Below are 13,601 nucleotides of genomic sequence, written 5' to 3'. Positions count from 1 at the left end.
GATCAAGACGCAGGCCTCGTGCCTGCGTTTTGCTTTCAAGGAGATAGCATGCTGAAGTTTTCAGTGCTGGTGGATGACGAGGTGCACAGCCCAGGTTGTCTGCCGGAGCGAGGGCTGTCGATGGTGCTGGAGTGCGATGGCCTCAAGGTGCTGTTCGATAGCGGCAGAGGGCGGGCCTTGCGCCATAACGCCGATCTCATGGGCATGGATCTCGGCTCCCTCACCCACGTCGTGCTGTCCCACGGTCATTACGACCATGTGGGTGGCATCGGCTCCCTGCCTGTTTACCCCGATCCCATCCCGCTGATCGCCTGCCCGGATGTGTTCAATGAGCGCGGCTACTTCCTGCCGTTGCTGTCCCGGCGCTACAACCTCTACCGCCTCTCGGGTGAGCTGGATCCGCTGCAACTGGCGGCCAGGGGGCTGAACCCCCACTGCTCGGCCGAGCCGGTCTGGCTATCCGAGCGGCTGGTATTCCTGGGATCCATACTGCGGCGCGATCGGGCCGCCCCCTCCCTGCTCGGCTATATGCTGCGTGGCGGCCGAGTGGAGAAAGATCTCATCAGCGATGACTCGGCGCTGGCCTACAAGGGTGAGCTGGGTCTCATCATCTTCATCGGCTGCGGTCATGCCGGGGTCGAGAACATAGTGCAGCGGGCCAGGGAGATATGCGGCGACGAGCGGATCCAGGCCGTCATCGGCGGCCTGCACCTCAAGTTTTCCGGCCCGCGGCGGGCGGAGGCGCTGGGGCTCTATCTGCAACGGGAAGGGGTGGACAGCCTCTTCGCCTGCCACTGCACCGGCAAGCGGAAGGCCGGGCTGCCGGGGCAGACCCAGATCGGGGCGGGCTTTGAACATGTGTTCCGGCCATAAAAAAAGCGGCAATCCGAGGATTGCCGAGAGGAATGTATTCGATGCGACCTGACGTGGGTTGAGCGGGTCGCAGGGGCAGCCCCGGTTTCGAAGAGAACCGCAAACCGCGGTCACCCTCCTTACAGCCTGCCCGGGATGCGCTCTCCATCCCGGGTGGCCACACTTCGCGTTGCACCCGACCGATCTGCTGCCTGAGCAGCCTCCAGCCAGGTGCAAGGCATCAATCTGCTTACAACATGCCCGGCACAGCGGCCTTCATCTCGGCCGACCAGACGCCGACCTGGACCTGACCTATGTGCTCCTTTTGCAGCAGCAACATGGCCAGACGGGATTGGCCTATGCCGCCCCCTATGGTCTGCGGCATCTCTCCTGCCAGCAGTGCCTGGTGCCAGTCGTACTGCAGGCGATCCTCATCCCCTGTGGTGGCGAGCTGGCGACGCAGCGCCTCGGCATCGACCCGGATCCCCATGGAGGAGATCTCGAAGCTGTCTTCCAGCACCGGGTTCCACACCAGGATGTCGCCGTTCAGCCCCGCCAGACCCTGGCCGAGATCGTTCTCGCTGCTCCAGTCGTCGTAGTCCGGGGCGCGCACGTCGTGGCGCTCGCCGTGGGACAGGGCACCGCCGATGCCGATGAGGAACACGGCCCCCAGCTCCTTGGCGATGGCGCGCTCACGGCCCTTGGCATCCAGATCCGGGTAACGGCTCAGCAGCTCTTCGCTGTGCAGGAACTGGATCTCGCTCGGCAGGAAGGGGGTCAGCTCGTGCTCGGCACAGACCGCGCGCTCGGTGGCCTTGATGGCGGCCCAGATGCCGCGCACCGTCTCCTGCAGGTAGGCCAGATCCCGGCGCTCGCTCGGCATCACCTTCTCCCAGTCCCACTGATCCACATAGACGGAGTGGATGGGGGTGAGTCTGTCTTCGTCCGGGCGCAGCGCCTTCATGTGGGTGTAGATGCCTTCACCCGGGCCGAAGCCGAAGCGGCCAAGGGTCTGGCGCTTCCATTTGGCCAGGGAGTGCACCACCTCGTAGCTGTGCTCCGGCAGGGTCTTCACCTTGACCTGCACCGCATGCTCACAGCCGGAGAGGTTGTCCTGAGTGCCATCACCGACCCGGCTCAGTATGGGGGCTTGCACCTCCATCAGACCGAGCTGCTGGGCGAGCTGGCGGGAGAACATCTCTTTGACGAAGCTGATCTGTTGTTGGCTGCGAATGTAGTGCTGTTTCATGGGAAATACCTGTTTCAAACCCGTTGGATGTAGCGATTCTTCAACAGATGGCGTACTAAATTCAATATTCGACAATAGAAATAGGCTTTACGTATTTTTTTGTTCAAAATGTTCGGGGTATTACTGAGATATCGTTAACGGGAGTGCAAAAAAGTGCCAGAAAATTATCGGATCGATAATCTCGATCAGGCCATCCTCACCGCCCTGATGGACAATGCGCGCATTCCTTATGCCGAGCTGGCCAAACAGCTGCTGGTCAGCCCGGGCACCATCCATGTGCGGGTGGAGAAGATGAAGCAGGCGGGGATCATCGAGGGCACCAGGGTGCAGGTGAATGCGAAGAAGCTGGGCTACGACGTCTGCTGCTTCATCGGCATCAATCTCAAGAGTGCGAAAGATTACCCCTCGGCGCTGGCCAAGCTGCAGGCGCTGGACGAGGTGGTGGAGGCCTATTACACCACGGGCCACTACAGCATCTTCATGAAGGTGATGACCCGCTCCATCGACGAGCTGCAGACGGTGCTGATCCACAAGATCCAGACCATAGACGAGATCCAGTCCACCGAGACCCTGATCTCGTTGCAGAACCCGATATTGAGGGATGTGAAGCCCTGATGATTGCCCGCTCCGGTGTATGGGATGAGATCCATTTCCCTATGGAGACGCTGAGCTCGTTGCAGAACCCTATCCTGCGGGATGTGAAACCCTGATCACCTCTGTGGCCGAGGATCAGGGTTCGAGATAGGGGATGCCGTATCTGTCGTAGAGGGCCTTGAGGCGACCGTCCTGCTTCATGCGCAGCAGTTCGGCGTCGTAGGCCGCCATCAGGGCCGGGGTCTGCTCATCGGCGCGCGCCTTGCACCAGACATGGTAGTAGGGGTTGGTCTTGAGCGGCTTAGGCAGGTAGCCGAGCTTGTCTTCCAGGTGCTCCTTCCGGATCTGGCCGAAGGCGGTCACCAGTGACATGGGCACCAGATCGATGCGGCCGGCGACCAGCTTGCGCAGCTGCAACTGGTTGAGGGGGATCTGCTGGAAGTGGTAGTCGGGATCCTGCTCGGCGGCGCTCAGCTCAGGGGTGTAGGCGTAATCCTTGGTGATGCCGATGCGCCAGGGCTTGAGGTCTGCCAGGGTGTCGTAGTGGATCTTGTCCAGGTCGGCTTTGCGCGCGAAGAAGTGCCAGCTGTGGCGGATATGGGCCTGTTTGGGGTAGATCAGATAGCTCTCCCGCTCCGGTTTGTGGGAGAGGCTCATCAACAGATCATACTCACCCATCTTGGCATTGCGGGTGAGCCTGGCCCCCGAATCGGTCAGCTCTATCCTGATGGGCACCTTGAGGGCGCCGAAGATGGCGGTCACCAGATCCACATCCAGGCCATAGGGCCTGGCGGCGGCATCCAGCGACTTCAGCGGTGCTTCCAGGGTGCCGCCGATGACCAGCTCCTTGGCCGACAGCCAACAGGGCAGCAACAGGCAGAGCAGCAGCAAGCTGCGCAAATCACATCTCCTACGCATGGGGCGGGTTCACCTGCATTTGGGTATATTGGCCGGCAGATAGGCAACAGAGGCGACCCCGGATGGCAAATCCTGAAGTAGAAAGTGAACTGGACCCGATCGACAAATGTTCGGTCTGTCTCTATCGTCTCGGCTTGAGTCTGGCAGCTTTGCTGCTGTTGTGTCGAGGGGGGAGCCTGCTGATCGGGCAGGATTTTTTACCTCAACGCCTCTGGTTGACGGCGTTGGTGGTGGCGAGCGGCCTGTGCGGGTTCTGCCTGCACATCTATGACAAGCGAGTCCGTTTCCTGCTGCAGGGATTGGGTTGGGGCGGGCTGATGCTGGCGGCCTGCGGCGCACCTGATGCACTGGTGCTGGGGGCCGGGCTGGCAACGCTCTCCGGCTTGGCGTTCAAGGAGCAGTTCTGCTTCGCCATCCCCGGCATCAAGGCGGTGCCCCTGTTGCTGCCACTGTTATGGCTGCTGGAGTGGGCCCGGCTCGATTGGGCCGTCGCCCTGGTGGCCCTGATGTGCGGCCTGCTGCTCTGTCTGCTCAGTCTGGCCAAGTGGCGGATGCCCCTGCACTTCGATATCGGTGACAGGGGGCGCTATCAGCTCTAGGTGGCCTGACAGCTCTTCATCTGCCGGTTGAGTGCCTGCAGCACCAGTGGGCGGCTGATGATGCCGATCACCTTGCCTTGCTGCAACACGGGGTAGATCTTGGGCTTGGAGCCCGTCATCTGGCGCGCGAGATCCAGGATGCTGTCATCCGGTGCGACCGAGAGCGGCGTGTGGCTCATCAGATCCTCCACCCGGGTGCGGCTGTCACAGTGATAGCTGCCGGTGAGCAGGCTGGGAATGCAGTCCTGCTCGGAGAGAAAACCGATCAGCTGCTGGCGCTCGTCGAGCACCGGCAGCCCGCTCAATCCGGCCTGGTGCAAGCGGTCCAGCGCCTCGGCCAGGCCGAGTTGGGGGCTGAGTGAGTGGGTCAGGCGCTGCATATGATCGCGAACTTGTAGCATGATGGTGGCTCCATAAGATTCAATGAGGCCACTATGCCCTTGCCCCCGACGACGCGGCCAATGGGTTCTGCCTCGGGCATTGATAGGCAAATGACAGCAGCATCATCTTGCCCGAGAAAGGTTGGCCAGGATGGTTAATGACACAAGGAGAGGCTATGCGTGCATTGGTGACGGGCTGTGGCCGCCGACTGGGTTTCTACCTGTGCGAGCAACTGGTGGCTGCGGGTTGGCAGGTGACGGGCAGCTATCGCAGCGAACGCCCCGAGCTGGCCCATCTGCGGGCCCTGGGGGTGGAGCTGGTGCAGGCGGACTTTGCGCAGGCAGCGGAGGTCGAGCGGCTGATCGGGGCGCTCAGCGCCCATGACGATCTGGCGCTGATCATCCACAATGCCTCGGCGTTTGAACCAGAGGCCAGCGAGCCGGCGGCGCAGCTCGCCCAGTTCGAGCTGTTCTACCGGGTGCACATGGCGGCGCCGTTTCAGCTCAATCGCGCGCTGGCGCCCCGGCTGGCCCGCCATGACAACGCCAGCATCATCCACATCACCGACATCTATATTCACGCCCCTGCGCCGCAGTTTGCCGCCTATGTGGCCACCAAGGCGGGGGCTCATTCGCTCGCCATGAGCTTTGCCCGCGAGCTGGCCCCGGCCGTGCGGGTCAACACCATAGAGCCGGGCCCCATACTGTTTCTCGATGAACACGGCGACGCCTGGCGCCAGCAGGTGCTGTCCAGGACGCCGCTGGCCAGGGAGGGGGGGCTGGAGCCCATCTGGCAGGCGGTCACACTGCTGATGACCAATGACTACATGACGGGGGCCAGCATCAGAGTGGACGGTGGCCGGGCCCTGGCCGTCATCTAGGTGCTCAGGCTAGTGATGACGGGTGGCGACATGGTGGGGATCTGCGTCCGGGTGGACGATGACCTGGCCCTGCTCACGCTCTGGCTGCCAGAGATCGACGGGGGCCTGACCAAAGCGCTGCTCCGCAAACACCTTGCTGCTGTGCAGGCGCAGCGCCACCTTGGGATCCTGCACCTGACCGCCGCCATGGCACTCGGCCAGCAACTCGCAAAGGTAGGCATCCACCGGGCTGCCGGCGAAGTCCGCCACCGGGCCGCTGGCCAGGATGTCGATATCCAGCGGTCGGTCCGTCACCTTGCAGTGGGGATTGCTGCGATCCCGGCCGTGGGCCAGCTCCATGCTGACAAATTCGGCCTTCAGTTGGGGCGGCGACAGCTCGCTCTCGACGATGAACAGACAGTTGAGGAAGTCGTGGTGCGAGCGCATGCCCACCGGCTTGGTCTGGATCACCGAACTCAGGCGCAGGTGACCGAAGCGCGCCAGCAGCTCCCCCACGGCCAGGCTGACGTGATGGGCGGGGTCAAGATTTGAGCCAATGCTGCACAGGTAGAACATGCTTGCCATTCCTTTGGTTGGTCTCGTCTGAAATATATACGCAGCTCACGGTTATCAGATTTACTATGAATTAACATAGTTTTATCTGTTGTGATCCAACTCTGATTGGCAGAAAGGAGGTTTGCATGAGTGTTGAGCTGAAATGGGCGCTGTTGACCGCCTCCGGGGCCCTGGCAGTGATCCTGATCATCTGTGTGGCATCCGTCGGATTGGCGTGAGCACCATCCCCGTATCGCATCAAACCGGCCATTCGGCCGGTTTTGCTTTTTGATGCAGTGCGGATATGCTGGGCCCCCCATGAAGAGTCGAGACAGCACAAGATGACCAAGGTACGCCCCCGTTCCCTGCTACAGGTGGTATTGATGGGCTTCGTCCTGGTCCTGATGCCCCTGGGGGGCATGATCTGGCACGACAGCCAGGCCTTATCTCACCTGAGTCAGCTGACCAGCGACGAGCTGGAGCGGGCGGTGCGCGATACCCGCCGGGCGACCCTGCTCACGACCCAGGCCGTCGATCTGGAGCGCACCCTGCGGCGTTACGCGGTGCTGGGGGATGATCGCATCCTCGCCAGCTACCAGCAGCAGCTGGCGAACTACCGCGAGCTGCTCGCCACCCATCAGCAATCCATCCCGGATGTGGCCGCCTATGCCGGCCTCGAGACCTCGCTGGCCTGGCTGGATGACTTACAGGACTTGCGCAAGGCGAAGAGCGATGCGACCAGCCCCAAGTTCGATCAATTCAACCAGCTCAGCCAGCAACTGGAGGTGATCACCCGCAGCCAGGTCGATGAACACGTGGTGCGCATGCGAACCGCCATCGCCGATCTGAGGACCGAGATCTGGTGGGCCAGCGGCTTCGTGGCCGTGCTGAGCCTGCTGCTGGTGCTGCTGTTTACCTATCTGATCATCCACCCGGTACGTCAGATTGAGTCGCGGATCCTGAGCCTGGGGGCCGGCGTGGAGCCGGACAAGCGCCCGGTCGACGGCCCGGCCGAACTGGTGCTGCTGGGGGAGCGGATCGGCTGGTTGCACGATAGGCTTAAAGAGCTGGAGCAACAGAAGTATCAGTTCCTGCGCCACGTCTCCCACGAGCTGAAGACGCCGCTCGCGGTGCTGCGGGAGGGGGCGGATCTGCTGTCAGAACAGCTGGTGGGTCCGCTCAATCCGGATCAGCAGGAGATCTGCCAGATGCTGGAGGAGAACAGCCGCCGGCTGCAGACCCTGATCGAGCGGCTGCTCGACTTCAACCGCCTCAGCCAGCAGGAGGTCTTCAGCCTGACGCCGGTGCCGTTGACCCCCTTGCTGAATGAACTGTTGACAGAATACCGGTTGGCACTGGAATCCAAACAAATCAGTGTACACTTGCCGGCCGAGCCCATCAGCCTGCAGGCCGAACCCTATCGCCTGCGACTCATCCTCGATAACCTGTTCTCCAACGCGGTCAGCTATGGCGCCAAGGGCGGCCAGATCTGGATCCGGGCGGGGGCAGACGCCAGCGGTGGCTGGCTGGAGGTGGCCAACGAAGGGCCCGTCATCCCGCAGGCCGAGCAGGAGCGGATCTTCGAGCCGTTCGAGCAGGGCAGCACGGTGCGGCAAGGACTGCTGAAGGGGTCTGGCATGGGCCTCTCCATCGCCCGCGAGTCGGCGATGAGCCTGGGGGGAGAACTTAAATTGATTGAAGATGAACAGGCTGATGTCTGTTTCCGGTTGGATCTGAAGTGAAGTTCAAAATGAAACGATTTGTTGTTCCCGCATTGATGATGAGCCTGCTCTCGGGTTGTTCCCTGCTGCCGTCGTCCAGTCTGACGGCGCCGTCGGAGCAGGCCCTCGCCAAGCGGATGGAATTTGCCAATAAAGAGATGCAGGTCCGCCTGCAATACTCGGACTGGCTGCTGGCCAGTCACCCCCAGCAACGGGTACAGGAGCGTCAGCGTCTGACCGGTGCCACCGACCTCGAGAGCCGGGTCAACCTGGCCATGGTCAACACCCATCCCTCCGAGTCGGTGGCGAGCCGCCGGGCCGGGCTGGATCAGCTCAAGTCCCTGCTGCCCGAACTCGGCCTGGACGCCCAGGCCTTCCTGCGCAGCTGGATCGCCCTCGGCGAGGAGCTGCTGGCCCGTGACAGCCGCCGCGACGATCAGAGCCAGGAGGTGCAGCGCCTGCGTCGCCAGATCGAGCAGCTCAGCGCCATCGATGAGCAGCTGAACCAGCGCAAACTCAATGGCGGGACCCAGCCATGAGCCGCATCCTGCTGGTCGATGACGACGCCAGCCTGCTCAAGCTGATGAGCATGCGGCTGCGCAGCCAGGGCTATGAGGTGGATACCGCCGACAGCGCCGAAGGGGCGCTGGACAGGCTGCGCCAGCAGCGCGCCGATCTGGTGCTGAGCGACTTGCGGATGGGGGGCATGGATGGGCTGGCGCTGTTCGAGCGGATCCAGTCCCAGTGGCTCGGCATGCCGGTCATCATCATGACCGCCCACGGCACCATTCCCGACGCCATTCAGGCGACCCGCTCCGGGGTGTTCAGCTTTCTCACCAAGCCCATCGACAAGGATGAGCTGCTCGCCACCATAGAGCATGCCCTCAGCCTGACCCGACCCAAGCAGCAGCGGGAGTGGCAGTCCCTGATCCAGACCCGCAATCCGCAGATGGAGCAGCTGCTGATCCAGGCGAGCAGCATCGCCACCATGGAGGTGCCGGTGTTGATCCTGGGGCCTTCCGGCTCCGGCAAGGGGGTGATGACTCAGGCTTTGCACCAGGCCAGCAACCGCCACGACAAGCCGCTGCACGCCATCAACTGTGCGGCCCTGCCCTGGCCAGCGTTGGATCTGCAGCTGTTCGGGGAAGATGGTCAGTCCGGTCTGTTCGCCCAGGCCAAGGGCGCGACCCTGTTTCTGGATGAGATAGGCAACCTGTCCGAGTCACTGCAGGCCAAGCTGCTGCAGGTGCTGGCGGAGTATGGCCAGGGCACCCCCGAGGTGAGGGTCATCAGCTCAAGCCACCAGGATCTGGTCACGGCGATGGAGGAGGGGCGCTTTCGGGAGGATCTCTTCTACCGGCTCAACGTGGCCAACATCACCCTGCCGCCCCTCAGCGCCCGCAGCGAGGACATCCCGTTGCTGGCCCGCCAGGCGCTGGATGAATACCGCAGCCGCCACGACAGCTGCGCCGCGCTCGGCTTCTCGCCGGAGGCGCTGGCCCTGCTGGCGGCGGCGGCCTGGCCCGGTAACGTACGCCAGCTCTATGGGGTGGTGGAACAGCTCGCCAGCCTCTGCTGCAGCCCGGTGATCGGGGCCGCCATGGTCGAGTCGGCCCTGAGTGGCGGGGTGGGCGGCATCCCCTCGTTCAACGAGGCGCGTGCCGAGTTCGAGAAGGAGTACCTGATCCGCCTGCTGCGCACCACAGAGGGCAACGTGACCCTGGCGGCCAATATGGCGGGCCGCAACCGTACCGATTTCTACAAGCTATTGAATCGACACGGTATCGAGGCGGCGAACTTCAAGTCGAAGGGGTAACGTCAGGCGCTTTGGCCACACGGGTCGTGGCCTGGGTACGGCGTGACAGCCAGAGCCCGCTCGCCTTCATCGGATAACCGGGCGGAACGCCGATCACCAGGCGCTCGGTCGGGATCAGGCGGGGTCGACCACGCTGCTCGTGGCCTGGGCCTTCTGGGTTTTGTGGGACAGCCAGAGGCCGCTCGCCTTCATCAGATAGCCGAACAGGGCGCCGATCACCAGGGATGGCAAGATCAGGCGCCACTCCCCCGCCGCCCCGAAGGTGGCGCAGCAACCGGCGAAGGTGCCGGGAATGTAGCCGAGCCACTGCTGCTTGGCCTGGGCGCACATCAGGGTCGCCACCACTCCCGTCATCAGATAGCCCGCCATGCCGGCGCCCCACCAGCTCTCCCCGTGGATCAGCACCAGTGCCCACAGCATGCCGCTGGCATTGCACAGCAGGGTCTGCAGCAGCGCCTTGTAGCCGCCACTCGAGGCGAAGTAGCTGGTGCAACCGAGGAAGCCGACCCAGGAGATGAGGCCGAGGGCGGCGGCCAGTCCGCCCCAGACGGCGGAGAGGATCCCGGTCGTGATGGCGATGGCGATCAATGGGCTCATGACATGACTCTCAGTGGTTGAATCCGGAAAAGGAGGCAGCCTACCCTTCGGCTGAGAGGCGGCAAGCAGGGGCCGGATTGTGTGTGATCTGAGTCACCTTTTTCAACTCGGGAATACGCTTGCGCTCGCGAAAAAAATTCATTGGTGGCTTCTTGGGGGCTGCACCATAGTTAGAGGCCCTGTCCTGCTCATGGAGTGAGTCTGATGGTGCCAAACGTGATCGTTCCTCTGCTGGTGTTCATAGTGCTGTTTCTGGCCGGTACCATGGCCAAGGCACTGCCTCTGTATCAGATGATGTAAAGCTGTGAAATAAAACCTCGCCGGGGCCGGTCTAATGAATGTCGTCTCATAGCCCCGGGAGTTTTTCATGTTTATCAAGCACTCGAACCCTCTTCACCCCACCGAGCGGGATGTCACCCCGGAAGCCGTCTATCAGGATCGCCGCCTCATCCTCAAGGGATTGGGGCTGGGCACCGCCAGCCTGGCCTTCCCGGTCAAGGCCAGTCTGCTCGATCTCTTCTCCAGCGAGACCCCGGCCCCGGCCGCCGCCACCAAGGCCATCCAGTACAAGGCCGCGACCCGGCCTGAGGGGCTGACCCTGACCCCGCTGGAGAAGGCGACCAGCCACAACAACTTCTACGAGCTGGGGACCGACAAGGGGGATCCGGCCCGCAATGCTCACTATCTCAAACCCGAGCCCTGGACGCTGAAGGTGGAGGGGGAGGTGGCCAAGCCCTTCACCCTGGACGTGTGGGATCTCATCAACAAGCGCGAGCTGGAGGAGCGGATCTACCGGCTGCGCTGCGTGGAGGCCTGGTCCATGGTGCTGCCCTGGAGCGGCATTCCCCTTGCGGAGATAATCCGCCGCGCCGAGCCGACCAGCCGCGCCAAGTTCGTGGCGTTCGAGACGCTCTATGATCCGGCGCAGTTGCCGGGGCAGGCGTCCAGCGGCCTGGGGGGCGGCATCGATTATCCCTATGTGGAGGGGCTGCGGATGGACGAGGCGATGCACCCGCTCTCCTTCCTGGCGATGGGGCTCTACGGCAAGACGCTGCCCGCCCAGAACGGGGCGCCGATCCGGCTGGTGGTACCCTGGAAGTACGGCTTCAAGAGCATCAAGAGCATCGTCTCCATCCGCTTGGTGGAAGAGATGCCCCCCACCACCTGGAATCTGCTGGCACCGAACGAATATGGCTTCTACGCCAACGTCAATCCGCAGGTGGATCACCCGCGCTGGAGCCAGGCCAGCGAACGCTTCATCGGGGAGGGCAGCATCTTCGGCGCCAAGCGCCAGCCCACCCTGCTGTTCAACGGCTACGGTGACGAGGTGGCCTCCCTCTATCAGGGCATGGATCTGCGCAAATGGTACTGACACCGAGACTGACCGGCCGTCACATCGGCCTGCTGCGGGCCCTGGTGCATCTGGCGTCCCTTGGCTTCTTGCTCTGGCTGGGCTATGCGGTGCCGGCCGGCTTGCTGGGAGGGGATCCGGTGCAGGGGCTGACCCATTACCTCGGCAAGGGCGCCCTGCACCTGCTGCTGCTGACCCTGCTGATCTCGCCGCTCGCCAAACGCTGGCGGCAGGGGCAGCTCGTCAAGCTGCGCCGGCCACTCGGACTCTGGTGTGCGGCCTGGGCAGTATTGCACTTCATGGTGTGGCTGGGGCTGGATCTGCAGTTCGACTGGAGGCTCATCGGCGGCGAGCTGGTGAAGCGCAGCTACATCATGGTGGGGGCGGTGGCGCTGCTGCTGCTGCTGGCCCTGAGCATCACCTCGATCCCGGCCCTGCTGCGGGCCATGGGCCCGAGCTGGCAGCGGCTGCACAACTGGATCTATGCGGTGGCCCTGCTGGTACCGGTGCATTACTGGTGGTCGGTCAAGAGCGGTTGGCAGGAGCCGCTCATCTACCTGCTGCTGGCCTGTGCCCTGTTGGTGCCGCGGCGCGAGAAGCTGCTGCGTCCCTGGCGCCAGCGCCAGAGGCTGCGGCAACGCCAGAAACTGGAGGAGGCGTGATCCCCTCCACCCATCCAGACGCGCATAGCAAAAGAGGCCTAATCGGCCTCTTTCTGTTGGGTGATCTTGCCGCTGTGGGCGTCGACGCTGAGCCGCACCTTCTGCTCCCTGGCGTCCAGGGTGCTGACGTCAAATGTGTCACCTTCCAGCTCGACTTCCCGAATGTCGTGGTACCCTTGTGCCAGCAGCAGCTTGACCAGGGCAGGCATGTCGAGACGCGTCTGGGCCGCCCAGCCAAGGGTGGAAAAGAGGCAAAGAATCAGCAGGATACTGCGTGGGATCATATTCATTCCGGATTCATGGCTGGCACACTATAAACGGCATTATGTTAGGTTTTGGGAGATGAATCATCCATGAATAGAGCCCTGTCCCTGCTTGGGCTGTTGCTGCCGGCACTGGTGCAGGCGGCCCAGCCGAACGAGGCCCTGCTGCAACAGGCGGTCAGCGAGGGGCGGATCAGACCTTTTCATGAGCTGATGGAGGTCGCCTCCCGCCTGCCGGTGCGCGTGCTGCGCGTCGATCTGGGGGAGGAGAATGGCGTCTGGCTCTATGAGCTTCGGCTCATCGACAGCGAAAACAGCGTCATCAAGGTGGGCTACCGCGCCGACAATCTGGAGATGGTGTGGCTCAAGGGCCACCATCTGGAACGCCTGTTCGAGCCCCGCCCGCCATTGGAAGAAGAGTGACCCCGAGACCGTCTTGCAAAGCTGCCGCCCGGACAGGGCGCCGCGACTCGCCGCGTCTCATCCCGAGCGGCCGGAAGTGCCCCCACTTTGGAAAATAATTCATGCGAATTCTGATAGTTGAAGATGAGAAGACCCTGGCAGGCCAGCTGGCTGAACAGCTGCGCCTGTCCGGTTTCGTCACCGATCTCTGCCACGATGGCAATGAGGCTGGTTTCCTCGGCGAGACCGAACCCTATGACGCCATCATTCTGGATCTGGGCCTGCCGGGCCGCGACGGCCTGAGCGTGCTGAAAGAGTGGCGCAGCAAGGGGATAGACACTCCTGTGCTGGTGCTGACCGCCCGTGGCCAGCTGCACGAGAAGATCGAGGGGCTGAACGCCGGCGCCGACGACTACCTCACCAAACCCTTCCAGGTCGCCGAACTGGTGGCCCGTGTCCATGCCCTGGTGCGGCGTGCGGCGGGCAATGCCAGCTCGATCCTCGAGATCGGCGGGGTGCGGCTCGACATGGCGGCCTCCCAGGTGTGGTACGAGGGCACCCCCATCAAGCTCACCGCCCACGAGTTCCGGGTGCTGGGCTACCTGATGCAGCACAGGGGCAAGGTGGTGTCGCGCAGCGAGCTGATCGACCACATCTACGCCCAGGATTTCGATCGGGACTCCAATACCGTGGAGGTGTTCATCGGCCGGATCCGCAAGAAGACCCACCCAGATCTGATCGAGACGGTGCGCGGGCTAGGGTACAGGATCAACGAATGACCT

18 protein-coding genes are annotated in these 13,601 nt (G+C 63.0%); 12 read left to right on the top strand and 6 right to left on the bottom strand.

The features are described from left to right. The first annotated feature begins 48 nt into the window (after positions 1 to 48). The gene (locus tag KW821_RS15085) at positions 49 to 873 is read left to right on the top strand and encodes an MBL fold metallo-hydrolase (protein WP_218292017.1); all 825 of its coding nucleotides are present in this window, start codon (positions 49 to 51) and stop codon (positions 871 to 873) included. A gap of 229 nt (positions 874 to 1,102) precedes the next feature. Here the strand turns inward: KW821_RS15085 and asnA are convergent, their stop codons facing one another. Continuing rightward, positions 1,103 to 2,101, bottom strand: a complete 999-nt coding sequence (gene asnA / locus KW821_RS15080; RefSeq protein ID WP_042654353.1) for an aspartate--ammonia ligase — start codon at positions 2,099 to 2,101, stop codon at positions 1,103 to 1,105. 153 nt (positions 2,102 to 2,254) lie between these two features. Here asnA and asnC point away from each other — a divergent pair, with 153 nt between their 5' ends. Further along, entirely contained in the window at positions 2,255 to 2,716 is a 462-nt protein-coding gene (gene asnC, locus KW821_RS15075) for a transcriptional regulator AsnC (RefSeq protein ID WP_042654352.1), read from the top strand. A 114-nt stretch (positions 2,717 to 2,830) separates the two neighbouring features. Here asnC and KW821_RS15070 read toward each other — a convergent pair whose 3' ends face one another. After that, positions 2,831 to 3,595: an ABC transporter substrate-binding protein gene (locus tag KW821_RS15070; RefSeq protein WP_218292016.1), complete on the bottom strand. Its 765-nt coding sequence runs from the start codon at positions 3,593 to 3,595 to the stop codon at positions 2,831 to 2,833. 80 nt (positions 3,596 to 3,675) lie between these two features. Between KW821_RS15070 and KW821_RS15065 the strand changes: the two genes are divergently transcribed. Then, positions 3,676 to 4,212 carry a DUF2301 domain-containing membrane protein gene (locus KW821_RS15065; protein WP_218292015.1) on the top strand — a complete coding sequence of 179 codons (537 nt, stop codon included), beginning with the start codon at positions 3,676 to 3,678 and terminating at the stop codon, positions 4,210 to 4,212. On the opposite strand, the gene KW821_RS15060 is transcribed toward KW821_RS15065, so the two are convergent. Then, on the bottom strand, positions 4,209 to 4,613 hold the full coding sequence (locus KW821_RS15060) for a CBS domain-containing protein (protein WP_042654349.1): 405 nt from the start codon (positions 4,611 to 4,613) through the stop codon (positions 4,209 to 4,211). The two genes, KW821_RS15065 and KW821_RS15060, sit on opposite strands and share 4 nt — an antisense overlap. 155 nt (positions 4,614 to 4,768) lie before the next feature. On the opposite strand from KW821_RS15060, the gene KW821_RS15055 reads away from it, so the two are divergent. After that, positions 4,769 to 5,473, top strand: a complete 705-nt coding sequence (locus KW821_RS15055) for an SDR family oxidoreductase (protein ID WP_218292014.1) — start codon at positions 4,769 to 4,771, stop codon at positions 5,471 to 5,473. A gap of 9 nt (positions 5,474 to 5,482) precedes the next feature. Here KW821_RS15055 and KW821_RS15050 read toward each other — a convergent pair whose 3' ends face one another. Then, complete coding sequence (locus KW821_RS15050; protein ID WP_218292013.1) at positions 5,483 to 6,028, bottom strand: 2-amino-4-hydroxy-6-hydroxymethyldihydropteridine diphosphokinase; 546 nt, start codon at positions 6,026 to 6,028, stop codon at positions 5,483 to 5,485. A 125-nt stretch (positions 6,029 to 6,153) separates the two neighbouring features. Here KW821_RS15050 and KW821_RS15045 point away from each other — a divergent pair, with 125 nt between their 5' ends. The 4 genes from KW821_RS15045 (at position 6,154) to KW821_RS15030 (ending at position 9,544) form a co-directional block, all read left to right on the top strand. Next, on the top strand, positions 6,154 to 6,246 hold the full coding sequence (locus KW821_RS15045) for a YnhF family membrane protein (RefSeq protein ID WP_126623226.1): 93 nt from the start codon (positions 6,154 to 6,156) through the stop codon (positions 6,244 to 6,246). A 102-nt stretch (positions 6,247 to 6,348) separates the two neighbouring features. After that, positions 6,349 to 7,749 carry an ATP-binding protein gene (locus KW821_RS15040; RefSeq protein ID WP_042654346.1) on the top strand — a complete coding sequence of 467 codons (1,401 nt, stop codon included), beginning with the start codon at positions 6,349 to 6,351 and terminating at the stop codon, positions 7,747 to 7,749. An 8-nt stretch (positions 7,750 to 7,757) separates the two neighbouring features. After that, positions 7,758 to 8,267 (top strand): hypothetical protein, encoded by a 510-nt coding sequence (locus KW821_RS15035; protein ID WP_042654345.1) that lies wholly within the window; start codon positions 7,758 to 7,760, stop codon positions 8,265 to 8,267. Then, positions 8,264 to 9,544, top strand: a complete 1,281-nt coding sequence (locus KW821_RS15030) for a sigma 54-interacting transcriptional regulator (protein WP_042654344.1) — start codon at positions 8,264 to 8,266, stop codon at positions 9,542 to 9,544. Before KW821_RS15035 ends, KW821_RS15030 begins: the two co-directional genes overlap by 4 nt. Before the next feature lie 114 nt (positions 9,545 to 9,658). Here KW821_RS15030 and KW821_RS15025 read toward each other — a convergent pair whose 3' ends face one another. Beyond that, complete coding sequence (locus KW821_RS15025) at positions 9,659 to 10,141, bottom strand: DUF1097 domain-containing protein (RefSeq protein ID WP_042654343.1); 483 nt, start codon at positions 10,139 to 10,141, stop codon at positions 9,659 to 9,661. A gap of 367 nt (positions 10,142 to 10,508) precedes the next feature. On the opposite strand from KW821_RS15025, the gene msrP reads away from it, so the two are divergent. Together msrP and msrQ are read left to right on the top strand one after the other, a co-directional pair. Beyond that, on the top strand, positions 10,509 to 11,513 hold the full coding sequence (gene msrP, locus KW821_RS15020; protein WP_042654342.1) for a protein-methionine-sulfoxide reductase catalytic subunit MsrP: 1,005 nt from the start codon (positions 10,509 to 10,511) through the stop codon (positions 11,511 to 11,513). After that, positions 11,510 to 12,154, top strand: coding sequence for a protein-methionine-sulfoxide reductase heme-binding subunit MsrQ (gene msrQ, locus KW821_RS15015; RefSeq protein ID WP_126623445.1), 645 nt, complete (start codon positions 11,510 to 11,512; stop codon positions 12,152 to 12,154). Before msrP ends, msrQ begins: the two co-directional genes overlap by 4 nt. Positions 12,155 to 12,192: 38 nt before the next feature. Here the strand turns inward: msrQ and KW821_RS15010 are convergent, their stop codons facing one another. Then, entirely contained in the window at positions 12,193 to 12,444 is a 252-nt protein-coding gene (locus KW821_RS15010) for a PepSY domain-containing protein (RefSeq protein ID WP_042654340.1), read from the bottom strand. A gap of 63 nt (positions 12,445 to 12,507) precedes the next feature. Here KW821_RS15010 and KW821_RS15005 point away from each other — a divergent pair, with 63 nt between their 5' ends. Both KW821_RS15005 and KW821_RS15000 read left to right on the top strand, forming a co-directional pair. Then, positions 12,508 to 12,840: a PepSY domain-containing protein gene (locus KW821_RS15005; protein ID WP_042654339.1), complete on the top strand. Its 333-nt coding sequence runs from the start codon at positions 12,508 to 12,510 to the stop codon at positions 12,838 to 12,840. Between the two features lie 101 nt (positions 12,841 to 12,941). Continuing rightward, positions 12,942 to 13,598, top strand: a complete 657-nt coding sequence (locus KW821_RS15000; protein ID WP_042025200.1) for a response regulator transcription factor — start codon at positions 12,942 to 12,944, stop codon at positions 13,596 to 13,598. The last annotated feature ends 3 nt before the right edge of the window (positions 13,599 to 13,601 follow it).

Source organism: Aeromonas sp. sif2416 (genome assembly GCF_019218665.1).
Classification (GTDB): domain Bacteria; phylum Pseudomonadota; class Gammaproteobacteria; order Enterobacterales; family Aeromonadaceae; genus Aeromonas; species Aeromonas encheleia.
This window is presented reverse-complemented; position numbering and strand designations above follow the sequence as displayed.

Bases quoted from the DNA above. Each gene is read 5' to 3' on its own strand.
- KW821_RS15010 (WP_042654340.1), bottom strand. From the start codon at position 12,444: ATGAATATGATCCCACGCAGTATCCTGCTGATTCTTTGCCTCTTTTCC.
- msrP (WP_042654342.1), top strand. From the start codon at position 10,509: ATGTTTATCAAGCACTCGAACCCTCTTCACCCCACCGAGCGGGATGTC.
- asnA (WP_042654353.1), bottom strand. From the start codon at position 2,101: ATGAAACAGCACTACATTCGCAGCCAACAACAGATCAGCTTCGTCAAA.
- KW821_RS15045 (WP_126623226.1), top strand. From the start codon at position 6,154: ATGAGTGTTGAGCTGAAATGGGCGCTGTTGACCGCCTCCGGGGCCCTG.
- KW821_RS15050 (WP_218292013.1), bottom strand. From the start codon at position 6,028: ATGTTCTACCTGTGCAGCATTGGCTCAAATCTTGACCCCGCCCATCAC.
- KW821_RS15035 (WP_042654345.1), top strand. From the start codon at position 7,758: ATGAAACGATTTGTTGTTCCCGCATTGATGATGAGCCTGCTCTCGGGT.
- KW821_RS15060 (WP_042654349.1), bottom strand. From the start codon at position 4,613: ATGCTACAAGTTCGCGATCATATGCAGCGCCTGACCCACTCACTCAGC.
- KW821_RS15030 (WP_042654344.1), top strand. From the start codon at position 8,264: ATGAGCCGCATCCTGCTGGTCGATGACGACGCCAGCCTGCTCAAGCTG.
- KW821_RS15040 (WP_042654346.1), top strand. From the start codon at position 6,349: ATGACCAAGGTACGCCCCCGTTCCCTGCTACAGGTGGTATTGATGGGC.
- KW821_RS15085 (WP_218292017.1), top strand. From the start codon at position 49: ATGCTGAAGTTTTCAGTGCTGGTGGATGACGAGGTGCACAGCCCAGGT.
- KW821_RS15005 (WP_042654339.1), top strand. From the start codon at position 12,508: ATGAATAGAGCCCTGTCCCTGCTTGGGCTGTTGCTGCCGGCACTGGTG.
- KW821_RS15000 (WP_042025200.1), top strand. From the start codon at position 12,942: ATGCGAATTCTGATAGTTGAAGATGAGAAGACCCTGGCAGGCCAGCTG.
- KW821_RS15025 (WP_042654343.1), bottom strand. From the start codon at position 10,141: ATGAGCCCATTGATCGCCATCGCCATCACGACCGGGATCCTCTCCGCC.
- KW821_RS15055 (WP_218292014.1), top strand. From the start codon at position 4,769: ATGCGTGCATTGGTGACGGGCTGTGGCCGCCGACTGGGTTTCTACCTG.
- KW821_RS15065 (WP_218292015.1), top strand. From the start codon at position 3,676: ATGGCAAATCCTGAAGTAGAAAGTGAACTGGACCCGATCGACAAATGT.